Source organism: Gluconobacter sp. DsW_058, from assembly GCF_002153615.1.
In the GTDB taxonomy this organism is placed as follows: domain Bacteria; phylum Pseudomonadota; class Alphaproteobacteria; order Acetobacterales; family Acetobacteraceae; genus Gluconobacter; species Gluconobacter cerinus.
Window position 1 is genome coordinate 169,902 of sequence record NZ_JOPH01000057.1, and the last position, 16,735, is coordinate 186,636.

Consider the following 16,735-nt stretch of genomic DNA (forward strand, 5'->3'; position numbering starts at 1 on the left):
TTATGACCTTTATTTCCCTGATGCGCCCGGCTTCGGTCGGTGCGCTTCTGGCTGCGACGGTTCTTGCTGTTGCACCCGCTGCTCACGCCCAGGCCGCCAACAACGGTGGATGGTTTGTTCCAAAAGCCGCACATCCGGAGGCACCGGCTGCTGCACGTCCGGCACCTCGCCGAAGTGTGCCCATGGCTGAGGCGCCTGTTGAAGACGATCAGGCTGCTCCGAATGCACAGCAGGCTCCACCGGTTCTGCCGTTGCCGCCGATCCCTAACCCACCAACTGTTGCGAAGGGCGCTGCGCCGCCAGCTGCGGTCATTGGTGTGATCAATGTCCAGGCTGTCATGCAGATGTCGTCTGCTGCGCAGGAGATCCAGCAGGTTCTTGGCGCACGCCGTGACAAGCTGGCACAGGCTGTGCAGCGTGAAGAGGGTGCATGGCGTGGTGAGCAGCAGAAGCTGCAATCCGAAGCCCGCAGTCTTACAGCTGATCAGATCCAGCTTCGTGAGCGCCATCTTCAGGAGCGTCGCGCCAAGGATCAGCGCGATTTTGGCAACCAGGCTCGCATTGTTCAGGAAGCTGCGCAGGTTGCCTTTCACCAGATCGAGCGTGAGCTTGAGCAGGGCAACGGCATCATTGCCGCCGTTGCCGGTGCGCATAACATGAACCTGGTTCTGCATGCCGAGCAGGTTGTGCTGCATGTGGGCGAGCAGGACATCACGGAAGAAGTGGCAAACCAGCTGAACAAGACGCTACCACACGTGTTTATTCCTGACGAAGGCGTTGATCCTGAGCAACTTGCCAAATCTGGCAAGATGCCAACGACGGCAGACGAACAGCGTGCGCCGCAGGGTCCTGAACAGGCAGCGCCAGCTTCGACGCCAGCGCAGCCTGAGTCCGTTCTCCGGCAGCATCACTGAGGCCTGATCCTGTGGCTGATAAGGTACTCACCGAAAACCGACCTGGTGATGAGCGCTTCTTCCTGAGAGCTGGACCTTTTGGTCTGGTTCATCTTGCGGAAGTATCGGGAAGCGAGGTTCGTTCCGCTGCTGAAGGGCAGGAGGATCAAGTCAGTTTCCGCGGGGTTGCCCCATTGCACGTTGCGGGACCGGAAGACGTGAGTTTTCTGGATAATCGCCGCTACCTGCCTCTTCTGGAAAAAACGCGTGCAGGAGTGGTCATTCTTGCGCCGGCTTTTGCCGACAAGCTGCCAGCACATACGGCGGGCCTTGTCTGCAAAACGCCATACCTTGCATGGGCACGCATTGCAGCACTCTTTCATCCTGCACCGTCATCGACGGGTGTTCGCCATCCTTCGGCTTATGTCAGTGAGACGGCTGAGATCGGTGAGAATGTCGAGATTGGGGCTTTCGCTGTTGTCGAAGGTGGCGCGAAAATTGGCTCGGGCACACTGATTGGTGCGCATGCCGTGATTGGTCGGAGTGTTGAGATTGGTGAGCGTTGTCGCATTGGCAGCCATGTCAGTCTGACGCACGCCCGTGTCGGGAGCAGGGTAACACTGTATCCCGGCGCCCGCATTGGTCAGGACGGATTTGGTTTTGCTGTCGGCCCTGCTGGTTTCGAGACCGTGCCGCAGCTTGGTCTGGTTGTCATTGAGGACGACGTTGAGATTGGTGCTAACTCAACGATTGATCGTGGCTCCATGCGCGATACGATCATTGGGGCAGGTACGCGGATCGATAATCTGGTTCAGATCGGACACAACGCCCAGCTCGGAAAATGCTGCATTGTTGTTTCTCAGGCTGGTATTTCCGGCTCGACCGAGCTTGGCGATTTCGTCACGATTGCAGCTCAGGCCGGCCTGATTGGTCACATCAAGATTGGTGACAAGGCCCGTGTTGGGGCTCAGTGCGGTGTCATGTCTGACGTGGATGCGGGAGCAGATGTTATCGGCAGCCCCGCCATGCCCTTCCGGGAATTCTTCCGGAACGTAGCCACTTTGCGGAAGCTCTCCCGCAAAAGCGGCGACTGACCTTTCCGGGGACGGATGGTATCCCGTAGCCAGTTTTGCTAAGGGAGGCCATCCGCACTGCTCGGAGAGCAGAAAACTGACAAAATTTTCCCTTAGAAGGGCATGGTGAACAAAATGGATCGAGTGGACGCTCCGGCTGAAAAGACGACCCCGGCAGAAGGGGCTTCGGGAACGCACCAGGTTCCTGAGAGCATCGACATTCTGCAGATCATGCAGGCGATTCCTCATCGCTATCCGTTCCTGCTGATCGACAAGATGCAGGAAATCAAGGCTGGTGAGTCCGCTGTTGGCATCAAGAACGTCACGGTGAACGAGCCCTTCTTTCAGGGACACTTTCCTTCCCATCCGGTGATGCCAGGCGTTCTGATCATCGAAGCCATGGCCCAGACGGCTGCAACACTTGTTGTCCTGACGCTTGGCAAGGCCTTCGAAGGAAAGCTGGTGTATTTCATGACCATTGAAGGCGCCAAGTTCCGCCGTCCGGTCGGGCCGGGTGATCAGCTTCGTATTGAGGTGGTCAAGGAACGGTCCCGGGCGAACGTCTGGAAATTCAAAGGTACTGCACGTGTTGACGGCGTTGCTGTTGCAGAGGCAACCTTCAGTGCCATGATCATGGGCTGAACTGATGCAGATTGCAGGAAAACGATCCGATAGCGCTGAGATTCACGCGACTGCTCTTGTCGATGAACGTGCCCGAATTGGGGAAAATGTTCGCATTGGCCCGTGGTGCATCGTCGGGCCTCATGTGACACTTGGCGACGGTGTGCACCTGCATGCTTCGGTGATTGTCGACGGGCACACGACCCTGCGTGAGGAAGTGGAAGTCTATCCGTTCGTCACGATCGGGATGGCACCGCAGGACCTCAAATATGCTGGTGAGCCGACACTTTGTGAGATCGGCGCGAAAACTATCATCCGTGAGAACGTCACCATTCATCGTGGAACGGCGCAGGGACATGCTCTGACGAAAATTGGTGCGTCCTGCCTGATTATGGCAAATGCTCATGTGGCGCATGACTGTGTTCTCGGTGATCGTGTGATCATCGTGAACAATGTTGTCATGGGTGGTCATGTCGAGATTGCTGATGATGCAAAGGTTATGGGATCAGCAGCGCTCCATCAGTTCGTGCGCATTGGGCGCGGCGCTGTTGTTGGTGGCGTTTGCGGCGTCGAGATGGATGTCATTCCCTATGGAAGCGTTCTTGGGAACCGCGCCCGCTTGGTCGGTCTGAATTGGATCGGATTGAAGCGGTCTGGTGTGGGCCCGGAAGAAATGCAGGCCATGCGTCGTGCGTTCCGGACGCTTTATCCGCGTCATGGCAGTACGGATGTGGTGCTGGAAGCCCGACTTGCGGACGTGCGCCGTGAATATGGGCATTTGCAGCGCATTGCTGAAATGCTGGACTTTATGGAAGCGCCAAGCCGTCGCGGGCTGACACGTGTGGCCCGTAATGAGGGGCTTTCCGAAACCGAAGGGGCCTGAGCATGATGGGGGCAGGTTGCGTCGGTATTTTGGCCGGGGCAGGCCCCTTGCCTGCAAAGGTCGCTGCGGCTGCCCTGGAAAAGGGGAAGTCGGTTTTCGTGGTCGGATTTCGTGATTTCGCGGACATGGCCCGTCTGGCGCCTTATCCACATGAAATCATTCGCCTTGCTGCTGTAGGAGAAATCCTGACAGCCCTTAAAAAGCATGGATGCCGGGAGCTGGTTCTGATCGGACCGGTTCGGCGCCCTGCGTGGCGTGACCTTCGCCCTGATGCGGAAGGGGCGCGTGTTCTTGCACGTCTGGGACGCGCGATCTTCCTTGGCGATGACGGGCTTCTCGGAGCCGTTGTGCGCGTTCTCGGGGAAGAAGGGTTCATCGTTCGAGGTGCCCACGAATTCCTTGATCATGCTACCGGTAAAAGCGGGACGCTTGGCCGCGTTGTGCCAGACGAACAGGCGCGTCAGGACATAGCGCGTGGTGTTCAGGTGCTGCGGGCCATGGCGGCACTGGATATCGGGCAGGGGTGTGTCGTTCAGAGCGGTCTGGTTCTGGCTGTCGAAGCTCTTGAGGGCACGGATGCCATGCTGGGACGCTGCGGCAAACTGATGCAGGCTGGCAGTGGCGGCGTTCTTATCAAAATGCCTAAAAGCGGACAGGACCTGAGGGCAGATATGCCGACAATAGGTCCTGAGACGCTGGAAAATGCGGCCCGGAACGGATTGCGCGGCGTCGCGTTTCAGCCTGGTGTCACGTTGTTGACAGACCCTGACCGCTGCGTCGCCTTGGCTGACCGATACGGGCTATTCCTTTACGGGCTGACAAGCGAAGATCTGAAAGAAGAAAAATGAGCACATTCCTGCACACGATGGTTCGTATTCGAGACATTGATCGCAGTCTGGCGTTCTACAGCCTTCTTGGCATGAAAGAACTGCGCCGCAAGGAAGTTCGTGAAGGCCGTTACACACTCGTTTTCATTGGATTCGCTGATAATGAGAACGGACAGGCCGAAATTGAGCTGACCTATAACTGGGACCAGGAAACGGATTACGACGTCGGCACGGGATTCGGCCATTTTGCGATTGGCGTGCCGGATGTGGCTGCGCTTGTAGAGGCTGTTCGGATCGGCGGCGGCAAAGTGACCCGTGAAGCCGGGCCACTGAAGTTTGGCACGATCATCATTGCCTTCGTGGAAGATCCAGACGGCTACAAGATCGAGCTTATTGAGAAGAAGTAGGTTTCTTCAGGAGGCGCAGTGCTTTTTCCAGCGCCTCGACAATTGTTCCTGCATGTTTTCTGACGGATTCGTCTGAATGGGATGTCAGGATGTCCGCACACAGCATTGCCGGGGACAGGGCATTTCGCAGATCATGTCGAAATGCCTTGGAGTCGTCAGTTGATGACGGTGGTAGAGCGGGATCCTGGCTCATATCCTTAAGTTCCTGAGGGTGTAGCATTGACAGGGGAGGGGCGGGTGAGTACAAGCCCGGGTCTCATTCACCGGGCGTTTCGTGCGCCCGATCGACGCGGATGTCCAGAGAGGCGTCTGCATGGTTTTAAAGGATCGATGTCATGAAGCGCACGTATCAACCCTCCAAGCTGGTTCGTAAGCGTCGTCACGGTTTCCGTGCACGTAGTGCTACAGTCGGTGGCCGCCGCGTGCTGGCAAACCGTCGTACCAAGGGCCGCTCGAAGCTCTCCGCCTGAGCCGGAACCACACAGCTGGCCGCCTGAAAAAGCGGCCGCAGTTTCTGCGTGTTGCCGGGAAGGGGCGTAAAGTCGCTACCCCGGGAATGGTTGTGCAGATGCTGCAGGATGATAGCCAGCCTGATAGCCGTGTCGGCTTTACCGTCACGAAAAAGGTTGGAAACTCTGTCATTCGTAACCGCACAAAACGCCGCCTCCGTGAGGCGTTGCGTCTTGTAGCGCGTGAGGACGGTCTTCCTTCGGGAGACTTTGTCCTGATCGGCCGCGACGGTACGCGCCGACGAGAATTTCCCCTCCTTCAGGATGATCTTCGTAAAGCGCTCCGCAAGGGCCTGGAAAAATGACACGCCTTTTCAATAAGGCTGTCACCGTCTTCCTGCTTGCGTTGATTGACGCTTACAAGCTCTTCATCAGTCCCTATCTGGGTCGAAATTGTCGTTTTGAACCCGGGTGCAGCACCTATGCCATCATGGCGATCAAGGGGCATGGGCCTGTTCGGGGCGGCTGGCTGGCCTTGAAGAGAATCCTCCGCTGTCACCCCTGGTCAAAAGGGGGATGTGACCTCCCGCCCGAGGCTCATCGGCATTAAAAACGCGTGCGCCTATTGTTTTGGTAACGGTTTTCGGCCACTTGAGGCTCAGCATTCCTCCGTTAGAGACGAAAGACCGGCATCAGCCCGATGGAAATCAAGCGCATCATTGCGGCCATTATCCTCTCGGCCCTCATCCTGATCGGTTTCGACTATTTCATGCCGAAACCCCGTCCGGACAGTCATCCGGCTGTGACGCAAACCACTGCGACACAGTCTCCGTCCACTCCGGCTGTTGCTGGTCCGGCTCAGGCCTCGCCTGAACCGGAAGTGGTCGCTCGTCGCATTGCGATTACCAGCGACGACGTGCAGGGCTCCCTGAACCTCAAGGGTGCGCTTCTGGATGATGCGGTGCTGACGAAGTACCGTGCCACTCTTGCAAAGGACAGTCCGCTTGTCCGTCTGCTGGACAAGCCCGGCAGCGAGCATCCGAACTTCTTCGTAATTGGCTGGAGCAACGCTCCGGGGTCCAATGCGAAGGTTCCGGATCTGAACACGGTCTGGACCAGCGCGGACGAGGCACTCTCTCCTGGCCACCCTGTCACACTGACATGGGATAACGGCGAAGGTCTGATCTTCTCGATCCACCTTTCAGTTGATGAGCATTATATGTTCTCGGCTGTGCAGTCGGTGGAGAATCATTCCTCCCAGCCTGTTGCGCTGCTTCCGTTCCAGCGTGTGCAGCGTGACTATCAGGCTCCGGAAGGTTTCTGGACTGCACATGAAGGCCCTATTGCCGTCATGGACGGTCGCCTGAACGACGAGACCTACAAAAACGTCCGCAAGGGTGCTGAGCATCCTGACCACACGTTCTGGGCCAAGGGTGGCACAGGTGGCTGGGGCGGTATCAGCGACAAGTACTGGCTGACGGCGGTCGCACCTGACTCCACGTCTTCTGTGACGGCAAGCTTTGCTTACGTTCCGGAAAATGCAGGGTCCTATCGTATCGGCTTCGTGTCTCAGGCTCCGCAGCAGATCATGCCGAATGGCACTGTTACGCAGACGAGCCACCTTTTCGCTGGTGCAAAGGTGCCAAGCCTTCTGCAGGCTTACAGCAGCAACCTGCACATTACGGATTTCGACAAAGCCATCGACTTTGGCTGGTTCAGCTTTCTGACGCGTCCGATCCTGTATCTGCTGCACTGGCTGTATCTGCATCTGGGCAATTTCGGTCTGGCGCTGATGGCGCTGACGCTGATCGTCAAGATTGTGCTCTTCCCGCTGGCATCCAAGGCAGCTGGATCTTCAGCGCGCATGCGTCTGCTGGCCCCGAAGATCAAGGAGATCCGCGAGAAGAACAAGGACGACCCAATGGTGATGAACCAGAAGGTCATGGCACTCTACCGCGAAGAGGGTGTTAGTCCTGCAAGTGGGTGCCTTCCGGTTCTGATCCAGGCTCCGATCTTCTTCTGCCTCTACAAGATGCTGAACATCAGCATTGACGAGCGTCATGCCCCGTTCTTCGGCTGGATTCACGATCTGTCCGTTCCAGATCCGACGAACATCTTTAACCTGTTTGGTCTGATCCCCTTCGACCCGACTGTGTATTTCTCCTTCCTGCACGTCAGCATCTGGGGCGCCGCACTGGGTGTGACTTTCTGGCTGCTCCAGCGCCAGACAATGGTCAGCATGGACCCGGCTCAGGCCCGCATCATGCAGTTTATGCCGCTGGTCTATGTGTTCGTGATGTCCAACTTCCCGGCCAGCCTTCTGGTTTACTATACGTGGAATAACCTGCTGACATTCGCCCAGCAGTCCTTCATTCAGAGCCGTGCCAAGCTGCCGGTTCCTGTTACTAAAAGTGGACGCTGAGACATCATGAAAGAAGCCGCTGGCCCTCCTACCCCTGAACAGATCGAAGACGGTCGCCTGCTCTTCGCAGGGGAGTGCGAGTTCTTTTTTGGTTCCCAGAAGATCGACCAGCTTCCGCCGGTCGGTCGGCCGGAAGTTGCTTTTGCCGGGCGTTCTAATGTTGGCAAGTCCAGCATCATCAACGCCCTGACCGGGCGTCGTGCGCTGGCGAGAGCATCTTCGGAGCCGGGGCGCACCAAGCAACTCAACTTCTTCAATCTCGCAGATCGCATTTCTCTTGTGGATATGCCCGGTTACGGTTTCGCGAAGGCTGCGAAATCCGTCAAGGAAGACTGGCAGAACATGATGTTCGCCTATCTTCGTGGACGGACAACGCTGGCCCGCGTCATTCTGCTTCTGGATGCGCGGATTGAGATCAAGCAGTCCGACAGGGACGTCATGGATCTGCTGGGGCGTGCGGCTGTGGTATTCCAGATTGTGCTCACCAAATGCGATCAGGTTCGGCCGACTGCACTGAAAGCCAAGATTGCGGAAGTTGAAGCGATCGCTCTCAAGCAGGCTGCGGCCTACCCACGGATCGTCTGCACTAGCAGCCAGACCGGGGAAGGGATTGAAGATCTCCGCGCGGAGATTGCCCGTTTCGCAGATCCTGTTCAGACGTCAGGGGAAGGAGATGTCCGGCCATGAGTAAAAAGACCCACAGTGAAAAGCTGCCGGAGATTCCCCCGGCGGTGAATATGGACGATGCCCAGCAGCAGGCTGCTATTCTTGCAAGCGCGCTGCCGTACCTGCGTCGTTATGCTGGTGACACGATCGTCGTAAAGTATGGCGGTCACGCAATGGGTGAGGGCAAACTCGCCAGTGCTTTCGGGTATGATATTGCCCTGCTGAAACTGGTCGGGATCAATCCGATCGTTGTGCATGGTGGCGGTCCCCAGATCAGCTCCATGCTGGATCGTCTCAATATCCGTTCAGAGTTTGTGGATGGTCTGCGCGTTACCGATAGTGCCATGGTCGATGTGATCGAGATGGTTCTGGCCGGGAGTGTGAACAAGCAGGTTGCCCAGCTTATAAACCGTGCTGGCGCCATGGCTGTTGGGATTTCGGGCAAGGATGGAAGTCTCATCCAGGCCCGTAAGGTCACCCGCACACGCCGCGATCCGGACAGCCAGATCGAGAGCGTCATTGACCTCGGTTTCGTAGGGCAGCCTGAGAAGATTGATCCGCGCGTTCTTTATGCTCTGCTTGGCTCAGGTCTGATCCCCGTGATCGCGCCTGTTGGCGCTGGCGAGAATGGTGAGACCTACAATATCAATGCCGACACGGCAGCAGGCGCGATTGCTGGTGCAGTTCATGCATCACGTCTGCTGATGCTGACGGACGTTCCGGGCGTGCTGGATCGTGAGGGTAAGCTGATTGAAGAGCTGAGCGCAGAAGAAGCGCGCAATCTCATCAAGGATGGCACGATTTCCGGCGGCATGATCCCGAAAGTTGAGACCTGTCTGGACGCTGTTCAGAGCGGTGCCAAGGCTGCGGTTATTCTCGACGGTCGCGTGCCCCACACCTGTCTTCTGGAACTCTTTACCCGAGCAGGCCCAGGAACTCTCATTAAAGCCTGATGTGGCTTATGGCGCTTCGTGTGAGAAGCGCCATTTTTTTTGCTCTTCTTCTCCGGTCTGGAGAGCCTGACTGGCTCTTTCCAGAAGATTGTCTGCCGTATTTTCCGGATCATTTGCTTCGCGGCACATCAGTCCGATGTGTAACGGGAGATGCACTGGCGGATTAATCAGGATCGGGATGCCATGCGCCGTCATCCGTTCGGCACGTTCCGCCATAGCAAAGCGATCCCCTCCGTCCAGCCAAAGCGCAAACATGTTGCCACTAAGCCGGGCAATAGCATCGGTTGGTCGTACGGCTTTGCGGAGCAAGGCAACGCATTGCGTGAGCGCTTCTTCTCCTGCCTGAAATCCATGTGTTTGGGTTATTTCGCTCAGGCCGGGAACATGCGCGATCATGAGGGTCGCCGCGAGGCAATCACGATCCAGACGCGGAATGCGTCGCTCCATTTCCTGCTTCAGACCTTCCCAGTTCAAAAGGTTGGACGAGAGGTCATAGTGAGCGCCCTTCAGGACGTTCCTGTGCAACCCTTCAAAATCTTGCAACGTCGCAATGAAGGCCAGAAGAGTACGGATAAATTCGATCTCTTCCGCTGACCACGGTGTTTCTTTCCAGCACAGAAGGCCGAGAGGTGCCTGGCTTCTGATGGCCTCGCACACCAACAGCGCGTGACGGGCCGCTGAGAAGAACTGAATGACGTCGTGATTGAGCAAAAAATCATACTGTTGCAGTTCATTCTGAAACCCCTCTGGAATTGGGGCGGATTGATGCAACTTCAGACTATGATCTGAGGCTGTGAATGCGCTGAAGAGCAGGCACTCAGCCCCAAGTGCTTCCTGTACTTTGGAGAGAGCCGCTGCGATGCCTAGTCGCGGCAGAATGGCGCTGCGCATACAGGCCAGGCTCTCTCGCAAAAGCTGAAAGCTTTGAGGTGAGGTCGGCTCGGTCACCGGAAGGGGCGGGCTTTTCAGGCCAATGTCATGCATTGCCGCAAAGGGTCCATGATTTTGCGGCTGAACGTGCCGCATCGTTGAAGCGAGAGATATGCTGCGTCGTGAATCGATGTGAGAACACCGTCTGGCGTCTTGGGCATTCCGGGTTTTTCCAGAAGCGAAAGCGCTTGGATTTTTCATAGGATCAAAAGGTAAACAAAGCCTTAACGTTGGTCTGGATGTTGCTCACAGGGAAAGAGCCGTTGACAGCCGGGATCGGGGACCGCATGGTCCGGCGGTTTTCTGCTCCTTTTCCGGATTGGTCCTGATGCCTCACGATACGCTCCGCACCGCTATTGACGCTCTTTGGGAGCGTCGCGCTACTCTGAACGCCCAGACTGAGGGAGAGGACCGCGAGGTCGTCGAAACCGCTCTCAAAGGGTTGGACGCTGGTACGCTGCGTGTTGCCGAGCCGAGCGAAAATGGCTGGGTTGTCCATGAATGGCTGAAGAAGGCTGTTCTGCTCTCATTCCGTCTGTACGACAGCCGCGTGATGGTGGGTGGATGTGGCGGTCAGCCTGCTTTTGATAAGGTTCCGCTGAAGTTTGAAGGCTGGGATCAGTTCCGGTTTGCTGAAGCCGGTTTCCGTGCCGTTCCAGGTGCCATTGTTCGTCGCTCCGCGTTCATTGCGCCGAATGTTGTTCTGATGCCGAGCTTCGTGAACGTGGGTGCCCGTGTAGATAGCGGCACGATGGTCGACACCTGGGCAACGGTTGGTTCCTGCGCCCAGATTGGTAAGAACTGCCATATCAGCGGTGGTGCAGGCATCGGTGGCGTTCTTGAGCCGCTTCAGGCTGCTCCAGTCATCATTGAAGATGATTGCTTCATCGGTGCCCGTTCGGAAGTTGCTGAAGGCGTGATCGTGGAGAAGGGCTCCGTCCTGTCCATGGGCGTGTTTATCGGTGCCTCTACGAAGATTGTGGACCGTGCGACGGGTGAAATCTTCATGGGACGTGTGCCGGCCTATTCCGTGGTTATCCCAGGCACGCTACCGCCGAAGGAGCCAGGTCAGCCGTCCCTCGCGTGCGCTGTGATCGTCAAGCGCGTTGACGAGCGCACCCGCTCCAAGACGTCCATCAACGAACTGTTGCGCGACTAAAGTCATGCCGTCCCCATCTTTTCCGACTGATCCTGTTGCTCTCGCGCAGGATCTGATCCGCTGTCAGTCCGTCACACCAGCCGATGACGGGGCACAGCCTCTTCTGGCATCTGTGCTGGAAGGGATGGGGTTTGAAGTGGTCCATTTGCCGTTCGGACCAGCGGACGCTCCGACGCCGAATTTTTACGCTAAAATTGGTACTGGGCGTCCGTCTCTCTGCTTTGCGGGCCATACGGATGTGGTTCCCCCCGGTGAAGGCTGGGCACACGATCCTTTTGCAGCGCAAATTCAGGATGGGCGACTGTACGGCCGCGGGATCGCGGACATGAAAGGCGGCCTAGCTTGCTCGGTGGCAGCCATCGCACGTTTTCTTCAGAACAATATTCTCAAGGGGTCAATCTCTCTGCTCATTACGGGTGATGAGGAAGGCCCGGCTCATTTCGGTACGAAGCCTGTCATTGAATGGCTGGCGGCTCGAAATGATGTGCCTGATTTCTGCCTGCTCGGAGAACCCACAAATCCTTCTGCTCTTGGGGACACGATCAAGATTGGTCGCCGGGGCAGCATGAATGCGAACATTGTGGTTCGGGGCGTTCAGGGACACGTTGCCTATCCGCATCTGGCCGATAACCCCATTCATCGCCTTCTTCCGGCGCTCAGTGAACTGACTGGACGCTGTCTTGATGAGGGGACGAAGTGGTTCTCCCCGTCTTCATTGCAGATCACGAGCGTTGACGTCGGCAACCCTGCGACGAACGTCATTCCTGCTGAGGCCAGGGCGTGCCTGAACATCCGGTTCAATGACTGTCACACCGGTGCTGCTCTGGCTGAGTGGATCCGTGACGTTGTGTCCCGGCATGCCCCTGACAGTGACGTTACGGTTTCCATCAGCGGGGAGGCGTTTCTGACGCAGCCGGGTCCAGCAGTTCAATGTCTTGAGCGGGCTGTTCAGGATGTGACAGGGCGGCAGCCGAAACTCGATACGGGCGGAGGAACGTCTGATGCGCGCTTCATTTCGCAGCACTGTGCCGTAGCGGAGTTTGGGCTGGTTGGGGCGACAATGCATAAGCGGGACGAGCATGTTGATGTCTCGACCCTTGAAGATCTGACGCAGATCTATCTGACGTTCATGGAAAGATTTGGCCTGTGACCCCAGACCGTCCAACCGGTATTCCCCCGCTTGGAGGAATGAGTATCCCACTGGGCGTCTGGCTGCTGGGGCGTGGGCGTGCGGTGGGGATCAACTGTTTCTCCCCAGGGGTTCAGCCGCTGATGGCGGCTCTGGCGCCCACCATTGCCATAACCCTGATCGAACTGGTGAGTGTCTTCCTGTTGCCAGCGGATCAGCGGGAATTGCAGGCCATACGCGCATTGGTTCAGCTGGTTTGCCCGTTGCTTCAGCTCATCGTCTCGGAACGTTATGCCGTGTTCGTAGGCCGGAAAGGCTTGTGGACCCGGTATGCGACGGCCTCGCTCTGGTGTGCGTGGCTACCGGTTATCATGATGATCATGGCCGAAGGCATCATGAGGATCATCATGCCTGCCGCTGCCTCGTCTTCTGCAGCGCTGGCGGGTGTTGCGGTGGGTGTATGGCTCTATAGCCTGTGGCTAACCTGGTATGTCACACGGGTTGGGCTTGTTATGACGGCATGGCAGGCCGCCATTATGACCGTATTGCAGACGGTGAGCGTGTTTGCCCTGATCGGCCTGCTCTTGCTGGTCCCACCGCATTACAATGCGATAGCCGATCTGTTCGGAGCTTAGGCGAACGGATCTTCCGGATAGCCGACGCCTGTGAGGCAAAGGCCATCCGGTGGAGAAGTCGGTCCCGCAGCGCAGCGGTTCCGGGCTTCCAACACTTCGCGCATCTTTTCCGGCGGCCACTGGCGAGAGCCCACCATGACCAGAGAGCCAACCATATTCCGGACCTGATGATGCAGGAACGAGCGTGCCTTCGTGTTCACGATAACCAAGTCGCCTTCCCGGTGAATGGTCAGAACATCAAGGGTGCGGACAGCACTTCGGGCCTGACAGGCGATCGCCCGGAATGACGTGAAGTCGTGCGAGCCCAGAAGGTAGTTCGCGCCTTCCTGCATCAGGTCTACATCCAGAACGCGCTTGACGTGCCAGACGTGTGTCTCCTGCAAGGCGGGGCGCGCCTGACGGTTCAAGATCTTGAACTGGTAGCTGCGCCAGATGGCGGAGAAACGTGCGCTCCAGTCCAGGCTGACCTGTGCGGCCTCCAGAACTACAACTCTGTGAGGCTTGAGGTAATAACCCATGCCATCGCGGATCTGGCGCCCGTTGATCTTGGCGTCGCCCGGGAAATCGATGTGAATGACCATTCCGGAGGCATGGACACCGGCATCGGTACGGCCTGCGGTGATGCTGGAGACCGGACGATTTCCAACAAGCCGAGACGCTGCCGCCTCAATGAGGCTCTGGATAGAGACGCCGTCTTGCTGTTTCTGCCACCCCACAAAGCCCGTCCCGTCATATTCGAGACGTAACGCCCAGCGGGAGATATCCATTTCAGTCAAAGCGTGTGCCTGCCGGAATTGCTTGTCCGCGTACGAAATCTGCAGCGTCCATCATGCTGCGTCCGGGTTTCTGGATACGGTCAATGCGCAGTGCGCCGGTGCCGCAGGCAATGGTCAGAGCATCATCCAGTGCGCTACCGGCAACAGGTCCTGCAATTTCGGGGCGTGGGGTAGCTGCGCCGATTTTGAGGACGACACCGTTTAGCATCGTGAATGCGCCGGGCCATGGTGTCAGCCCCCGAATTTGGCGGTCAATGTCCTCGCAGGACCGTGACCAGTCGATACGTCCGTCTTCGCGCTTCAGCATATGCGCGTATGTCACGCCGTCTTCAGGCTGTGGCACAGGCTGAGGCTGCTCACTCAGTGCTCGAACAATCAGCCTGCCGCCAATTTCCGCCAGACGATCGTGGAGTGTGCTGGCGGTGTCTGACAGGCTGATTGGCGTGGTTTCTTCCAGCAGGACCGCGCCCGTATCGAGACCCTCGTCCATCTGCATGATGGAAACGCCGCTTCTGGTGTCTCCAGCCACGATGGAGGACTGGATAGGAGAAGCTCCGCGCCAGCGGGGAAGCAGGCTGGCGTGAATATTCAGGCATCCCAGACGCGGGGCATCCAGCATGGCTTTCGGCAGGATCAACCCGTAAGCAGCAACCACTGCGGCGTCTGCATCGAGAGCCGCAAACGCTTCATGCTCTGCTGCGTCCCGGCGAACGCGGGCAGGGGTACGCACTTCAATGCCTGCCGCTTCGGCGGCTTCATGGACAGGAGAGCGCCGTACGGCCTTGCCACGTCCTGCCGGACGAGGAGGCTGTGTATAAACGGCAACGATTTCGTGCCCTGCGGCCATGAGGGCATGCAGGGCCGGAACCGCGAAATCCGGCGTACCCATGAAGATCAGACGCATCAGAGATTAACGCCTTCTCAGCTTCTGCTCTTTGGCCAGGCGGCGCATGATCATGTTGCGCTTGAGTGTGGAGAGGTGATCCACGAACAGGATACCCTCCAGATGATCCATTTCATGCTGGATGCATGTGGCCAGCAGGCCATCAGCATCACGCTCGATGATCTCACCCGCGAGGTCGCGGTAACGCACGCGAATCGATTCGGGACGGATGACTTCCGCATACTGGTTCGGCAGCGAGAGGCAGCCTTCTTCCCGTACGGCCATCTGTTCGGAATCCGTGACGATCTCCGGATTGATGAGAACCATGGGTTCGCGCGGGGCATCTTCTTCAGCGACGTCCACAAGGGCAAAGCGCATATCAAGACCAACCTGCGGGGCCGCGAGGCCAATGCCGGGAGCCTTGTACATGGCGGAAAACATGCCTGGAAGCTGCTCACGCAGGAACGCCATGTCCTCTGCGCGGACGTCACGGGTGACCTGACGCAGCACGGGCGCAGGGGCAATCAGGATCGGGGTCGGCGGCACCGCGTCGATGCCGGACAGGAAATCGAATTCGCTCATGCCTTGCGATGTAGCGAGCGACGGCTGTTTATGCCAGTCCCGAGCAAGCATTTCCCGAGGCAGAACTTGCATAGAAAGCCTGCTCCACCATATCCTAGGGTCACGTCAGATGCCTCATGGAGGGTCTGGTTCCCGCTGTCTCGCTCATGGAGGAGGCTCTAGCCCTATGTCCGGTCGCTTGTTTACATCCCCGATGTTCCTTGGTTTTGATCATCTCGAGCAGATGCTCGAGCGTGCCTCCAAGTCTACGTCAGACGGTTACCCGCCCTACAACATCGAGCAGCTGAGCCAGACGGCGCTCCGGATTACCTTGGCTGTAGCCGGGTTCGTGATGGATGACCTTCAGATCACGCAGGAAGACAACCAGCTGGTGATCCGTGGACGTCAGACCGATGACAGCCAGGGACGGATCTTCCTACATCGTGGTATTGCTGCACGGCAGTTCCATAAGGCGTTTGTTCTGGCTGAAGGCATAGAGATTGGCGGGGCATGGCTTGATAATGGCCTGCTTCATATCGATCTTCTACGTCCGGAGCCTGAAGTCCGTGTCAAACGGATTGCTATCACGCAAGGACGGCGCACTGGCGGGAGCCCGCAGACGGTTCAGCACGAAGTTGTTCCGCCTGTGGTCAAGACGGCCCGGCGCACCCGGCCTGTGCGGGAACTTGACGACGAGTAAGTCACGTATCGACAGTATGAATGTTTCAACCTGACTGCGGCTGAAAAGGCCCTCAGGTGTCAGTAAGGATTATGAATTGAACAACCCGTTCGAAAACAGTGATGGGCAGGAAGATGTGCTCCCCGCAGATCTGAGGCGGATTACGGGGCCGCAGCTCCGGACGCTGGGCATGTCCCAGCTGGCCTATGTCAAATCAGTGCTGCATGACGGCGAGCTGATGGTAGCTATTCACGCTGCTGACGGCACACCGATGGCCGTTGCTGAGGATGAGGAAAGCGCTATGGACGCGATCCTCGAACATGAATTGATTCCTACTCTTCTTCAGTGAAGGTTCCGGCGTGAGCACTAATCCCGACATTACCCGCCATCTTGAAGAAAATCGTCTTGCTGGCGTCGTGACCCATAATGGCTTGGCTTATCTCGCCGGTCAGGTCGCGGATGACGCCACGCTGGATACTGAAGGCCAGACGGCTGATATCCTGCACCAGATTGACGTGCTTCTGGCGGATCTGGGTACGGACAAGACGCGTATTTTGTCTGTTCAGATCTTCCTGACCGACATCAACGAGATCGGGAACATGAACAAGGCCTGGGATGTGTGGCTGGATACGGGCCATAAGCCCGCCCGTGCCACGGTTGAGGCCAAGTTGGCCGATCCGGACTGGCGAGTGGAAATTACGGCGATTGCTGCCCTGCGCTGAGCAGAAACAACTCCCAATAAAAAAGCGGTACAGCCAAAGAGGCTGTACCGCTTTTTTTGTTTGTCCG

23 protein-coding genes are annotated in these 16,735 nt (G+C 57.5%); 18 read left to right on the forward strand and 5 right to left on the reverse strand.

The window, feature by feature from the left end; genetic code table 11:
* The first annotated feature begins 2 nt into the window (after positions 1 to 2).
* The 6 genes from HK24_RS10735 to gloA all read left to right on the forward strand — a co-directional run bounded on the left by HK24_RS10735 (position 3) and on the right by gloA (position 4,704).
* Positions 3 to 914 (forward strand): OmpH family outer membrane protein, encoded by a 912-nt coding sequence (locus tag HK24_RS10735; protein WP_198942119.1) that lies wholly within the window; start codon positions 3 to 5, stop codon positions 912 to 914.
* Positions 915 to 925: 11 nt separating this feature from the next.
* Positions 926 to 1,987 carry a UDP-3-O-(3-hydroxymyristoyl)glucosamine N-acyltransferase gene (lpxD, locus tag HK24_RS10740; protein ID WP_086634461.1) on the forward strand — a complete coding sequence of 354 codons (1,062 nt, stop codon included), beginning with the start codon at positions 926 to 928 and terminating at the stop codon, positions 1,985 to 1,987.
* A 102-nt stretch (positions 1,988 to 2,089) separates the two neighbouring features.
* A complete protein-coding gene (gene fabZ / locus HK24_RS10745; RefSeq protein ID WP_080951397.1) occupies positions 2,090 to 2,608 on the forward strand; it encodes a 3-hydroxyacyl-ACP dehydratase FabZ in 519 nt (172 codons plus the stop codon).
* Positions 2,609 to 2,612: 4 nt separating this feature from the next.
* Positions 2,613 to 3,470, forward strand: coding sequence for an acyl-ACP--UDP-N-acetylglucosamine O-acyltransferase (gene lpxA / locus HK24_RS10750; protein ID WP_046899779.1), 858 nt, complete (start codon positions 2,613 to 2,615; stop codon positions 3,468 to 3,470).
* 2 nt (positions 3,471 to 3,472) lie between these two features.
* Entirely contained in the window at positions 3,473 to 4,318 is an 846-nt protein-coding gene (locus tag HK24_RS10755; RefSeq protein ID WP_083956267.1) for an LpxI family protein, read from the forward strand.
* Complete coding sequence (gene gloA / locus HK24_RS10760) at positions 4,315 to 4,704, forward strand: lactoylglutathione lyase (protein WP_046899777.1); 390 nt, start codon at positions 4,315 to 4,317, stop codon at positions 4,702 to 4,704. The genes HK24_RS10755 and gloA overlap by 4 nt, the downstream gene beginning before the upstream one ends.
* On the opposite strand, the gene HK24_RS10765 is transcribed toward gloA, so the two are convergent.
* Positions 4,688 to 4,897: a hypothetical protein gene (locus HK24_RS10765; protein WP_233126237.1), complete on the reverse strand. Its 210-nt coding sequence runs from the start codon at positions 4,895 to 4,897 to the stop codon at positions 4,688 to 4,690. The genes gloA and HK24_RS10765 overlap by 17 nt on opposite strands.
* 142 nt (positions 4,898 to 5,039) lie before the next feature.
* On the opposite strand from HK24_RS10765, the gene rpmH reads away from it, so the two are divergent.
* The 6 genes from rpmH (at position 5,040) to argB (ending at position 9,194) form a co-directional block, all read left to right on the forward strand.
* Complete coding sequence (gene rpmH / locus HK24_RS10770) at positions 5,040 to 5,174, forward strand: 50S ribosomal protein L34 (protein WP_010501271.1); 135 nt, start codon at positions 5,040 to 5,042, stop codon at positions 5,172 to 5,174.
* Complete coding sequence (rnpA, locus tag HK24_RS10775) at positions 5,171 to 5,518, forward strand: ribonuclease P protein component (RefSeq protein WP_046899775.1); 348 nt, start codon at positions 5,171 to 5,173, stop codon at positions 5,516 to 5,518. Before rpmH ends, rnpA begins: the two co-directional genes overlap by 4 nt.
* Positions 5,515 to 5,763, forward strand: coding sequence for a membrane protein insertion efficiency factor YidD (gene yidD / locus HK24_RS10780; protein WP_086634463.1), 249 nt, complete (start codon positions 5,515 to 5,517; stop codon positions 5,761 to 5,763). The genes rnpA and yidD overlap by 4 nt, the downstream gene beginning before the upstream one ends.
* Before the next feature lie 90 nt (positions 5,764 to 5,853).
* Positions 5,854 to 7,575, forward strand: coding sequence for a membrane protein insertase YidC (yidC, locus tag HK24_RS10785; protein WP_086634464.1), 1,722 nt, complete (start codon positions 5,854 to 5,856; stop codon positions 7,573 to 7,575).
* A gap of 6 nt (positions 7,576 to 7,581) precedes the next feature.
* Complete coding sequence (yihA, locus tag HK24_RS10790) at positions 7,582 to 8,262, forward strand: ribosome biogenesis GTP-binding protein YihA/YsxC (RefSeq protein ID WP_086634465.1); 681 nt, start codon at positions 7,582 to 7,584, stop codon at positions 8,260 to 8,262.
* On the forward strand, positions 8,259 to 9,194 hold the full coding sequence (gene argB, locus HK24_RS10795; RefSeq protein WP_086634466.1) for an acetylglutamate kinase: 936 nt from the start codon (positions 8,259 to 8,261) through the stop codon (positions 9,192 to 9,194). The genes yihA and argB overlap by 4 nt, the downstream gene beginning before the upstream one ends.
* 6 nt (positions 9,195 to 9,200) lie before the next feature.
* Here argB and HK24_RS10800 read toward each other — a convergent pair whose 3' ends face one another.
* Positions 9,201 to 10,178, reverse strand: coding sequence for a diguanylate cyclase domain-containing protein (locus HK24_RS10800; protein WP_086634498.1), 978 nt, complete (start codon positions 10,176 to 10,178; stop codon positions 9,201 to 9,203).
* Between the two features lie 274 nt (positions 10,179 to 10,452).
* Between HK24_RS10800 and dapD the strand changes: the two genes are divergently transcribed.
* The 3 genes from dapD to HK24_RS10815 are packed head-to-tail and all read left to right on the forward strand — an operon-like array spanning position 10,453 to position 13,047.
* A complete protein-coding gene (dapD, locus tag HK24_RS10805; protein ID WP_086634467.1) occupies positions 10,453 to 11,283 on the forward strand; it encodes a 2,3,4,5-tetrahydropyridine-2,6-dicarboxylate N-succinyltransferase in 831 nt (276 codons plus the stop codon).
* A 4-nt stretch (positions 11,284 to 11,287) separates the two neighbouring features.
* Complete coding sequence (gene dapE / locus HK24_RS10810; protein WP_086634468.1) at positions 11,288 to 12,433, forward strand: succinyl-diaminopimelate desuccinylase; 1,146 nt, start codon at positions 11,288 to 11,290, stop codon at positions 12,431 to 12,433.
* Positions 12,434 to 12,471: 38 nt separating this feature from the next.
* Positions 12,472 to 13,047, forward strand: coding sequence for a hypothetical protein (locus HK24_RS10815; protein ID WP_198942120.1), 576 nt, complete (start codon positions 12,472 to 12,474; stop codon positions 13,045 to 13,047).
* On the opposite strand, the gene truA is transcribed toward HK24_RS10815, so the two are convergent.
* From truA to def, 3 genes are read right to left on the reverse strand one after another with little or no spacing between them, the layout of a single operon-like run.
* Positions 13,044 to 13,814, reverse strand: coding sequence for a tRNA pseudouridine(38-40) synthase TruA (truA, locus tag HK24_RS10820; protein ID WP_198942121.1), 771 nt, complete (start codon positions 13,812 to 13,814; stop codon positions 13,044 to 13,046). The two genes, HK24_RS10815 and truA, sit on opposite strands and share 4 nt — an antisense overlap.
* Before the next feature lies 1 nt (position 13,815).
* Positions 13,816 to 14,727 carry a methionyl-tRNA formyltransferase gene (fmt, locus tag HK24_RS10825; RefSeq protein WP_086634471.1) on the reverse strand — a complete coding sequence of 304 codons (912 nt, stop codon included), beginning with the start codon at positions 14,725 to 14,727 and terminating at the stop codon, positions 13,816 to 13,818.
* Positions 14,728 to 14,733: 6 nt separating this feature from the next.
* Complete coding sequence (gene def, locus HK24_RS10830) at positions 14,734 to 15,288, reverse strand: peptide deformylase (RefSeq protein WP_046899880.1); 555 nt, start codon at positions 15,286 to 15,288, stop codon at positions 14,734 to 14,736.
* A 166-nt stretch (positions 15,289 to 15,454) separates the two neighbouring features.
* On the opposite strand from def, the gene HK24_RS10835 reads away from it, so the two are divergent.
* The 3 genes from HK24_RS10835 (at position 15,455) to HK24_RS10845 (ending at position 16,668) form a co-directional block, all read left to right on the forward strand.
* Entirely contained in the window at positions 15,455 to 15,967 is a 513-nt protein-coding gene (locus HK24_RS10835) for an Hsp20 family protein (protein ID WP_046899766.1), read from the forward strand.
* A 76-nt stretch (positions 15,968 to 16,043) separates the two neighbouring features.
* Positions 16,044 to 16,295, forward strand: a complete 252-nt coding sequence (locus HK24_RS10840) for a DUF1150 family protein (protein ID WP_046899765.1) — start codon at positions 16,044 to 16,046, stop codon at positions 16,293 to 16,295.
* Between the two features lie 10 nt (positions 16,296 to 16,305).
* On the forward strand, positions 16,306 to 16,668 hold the full coding sequence (locus tag HK24_RS10845; protein WP_086634472.1) for a RidA family protein: 363 nt from the start codon (positions 16,306 to 16,308) through the stop codon (positions 16,666 to 16,668).
* Positions 16,669 to 16,735 lie beyond the last annotated feature (67 nt).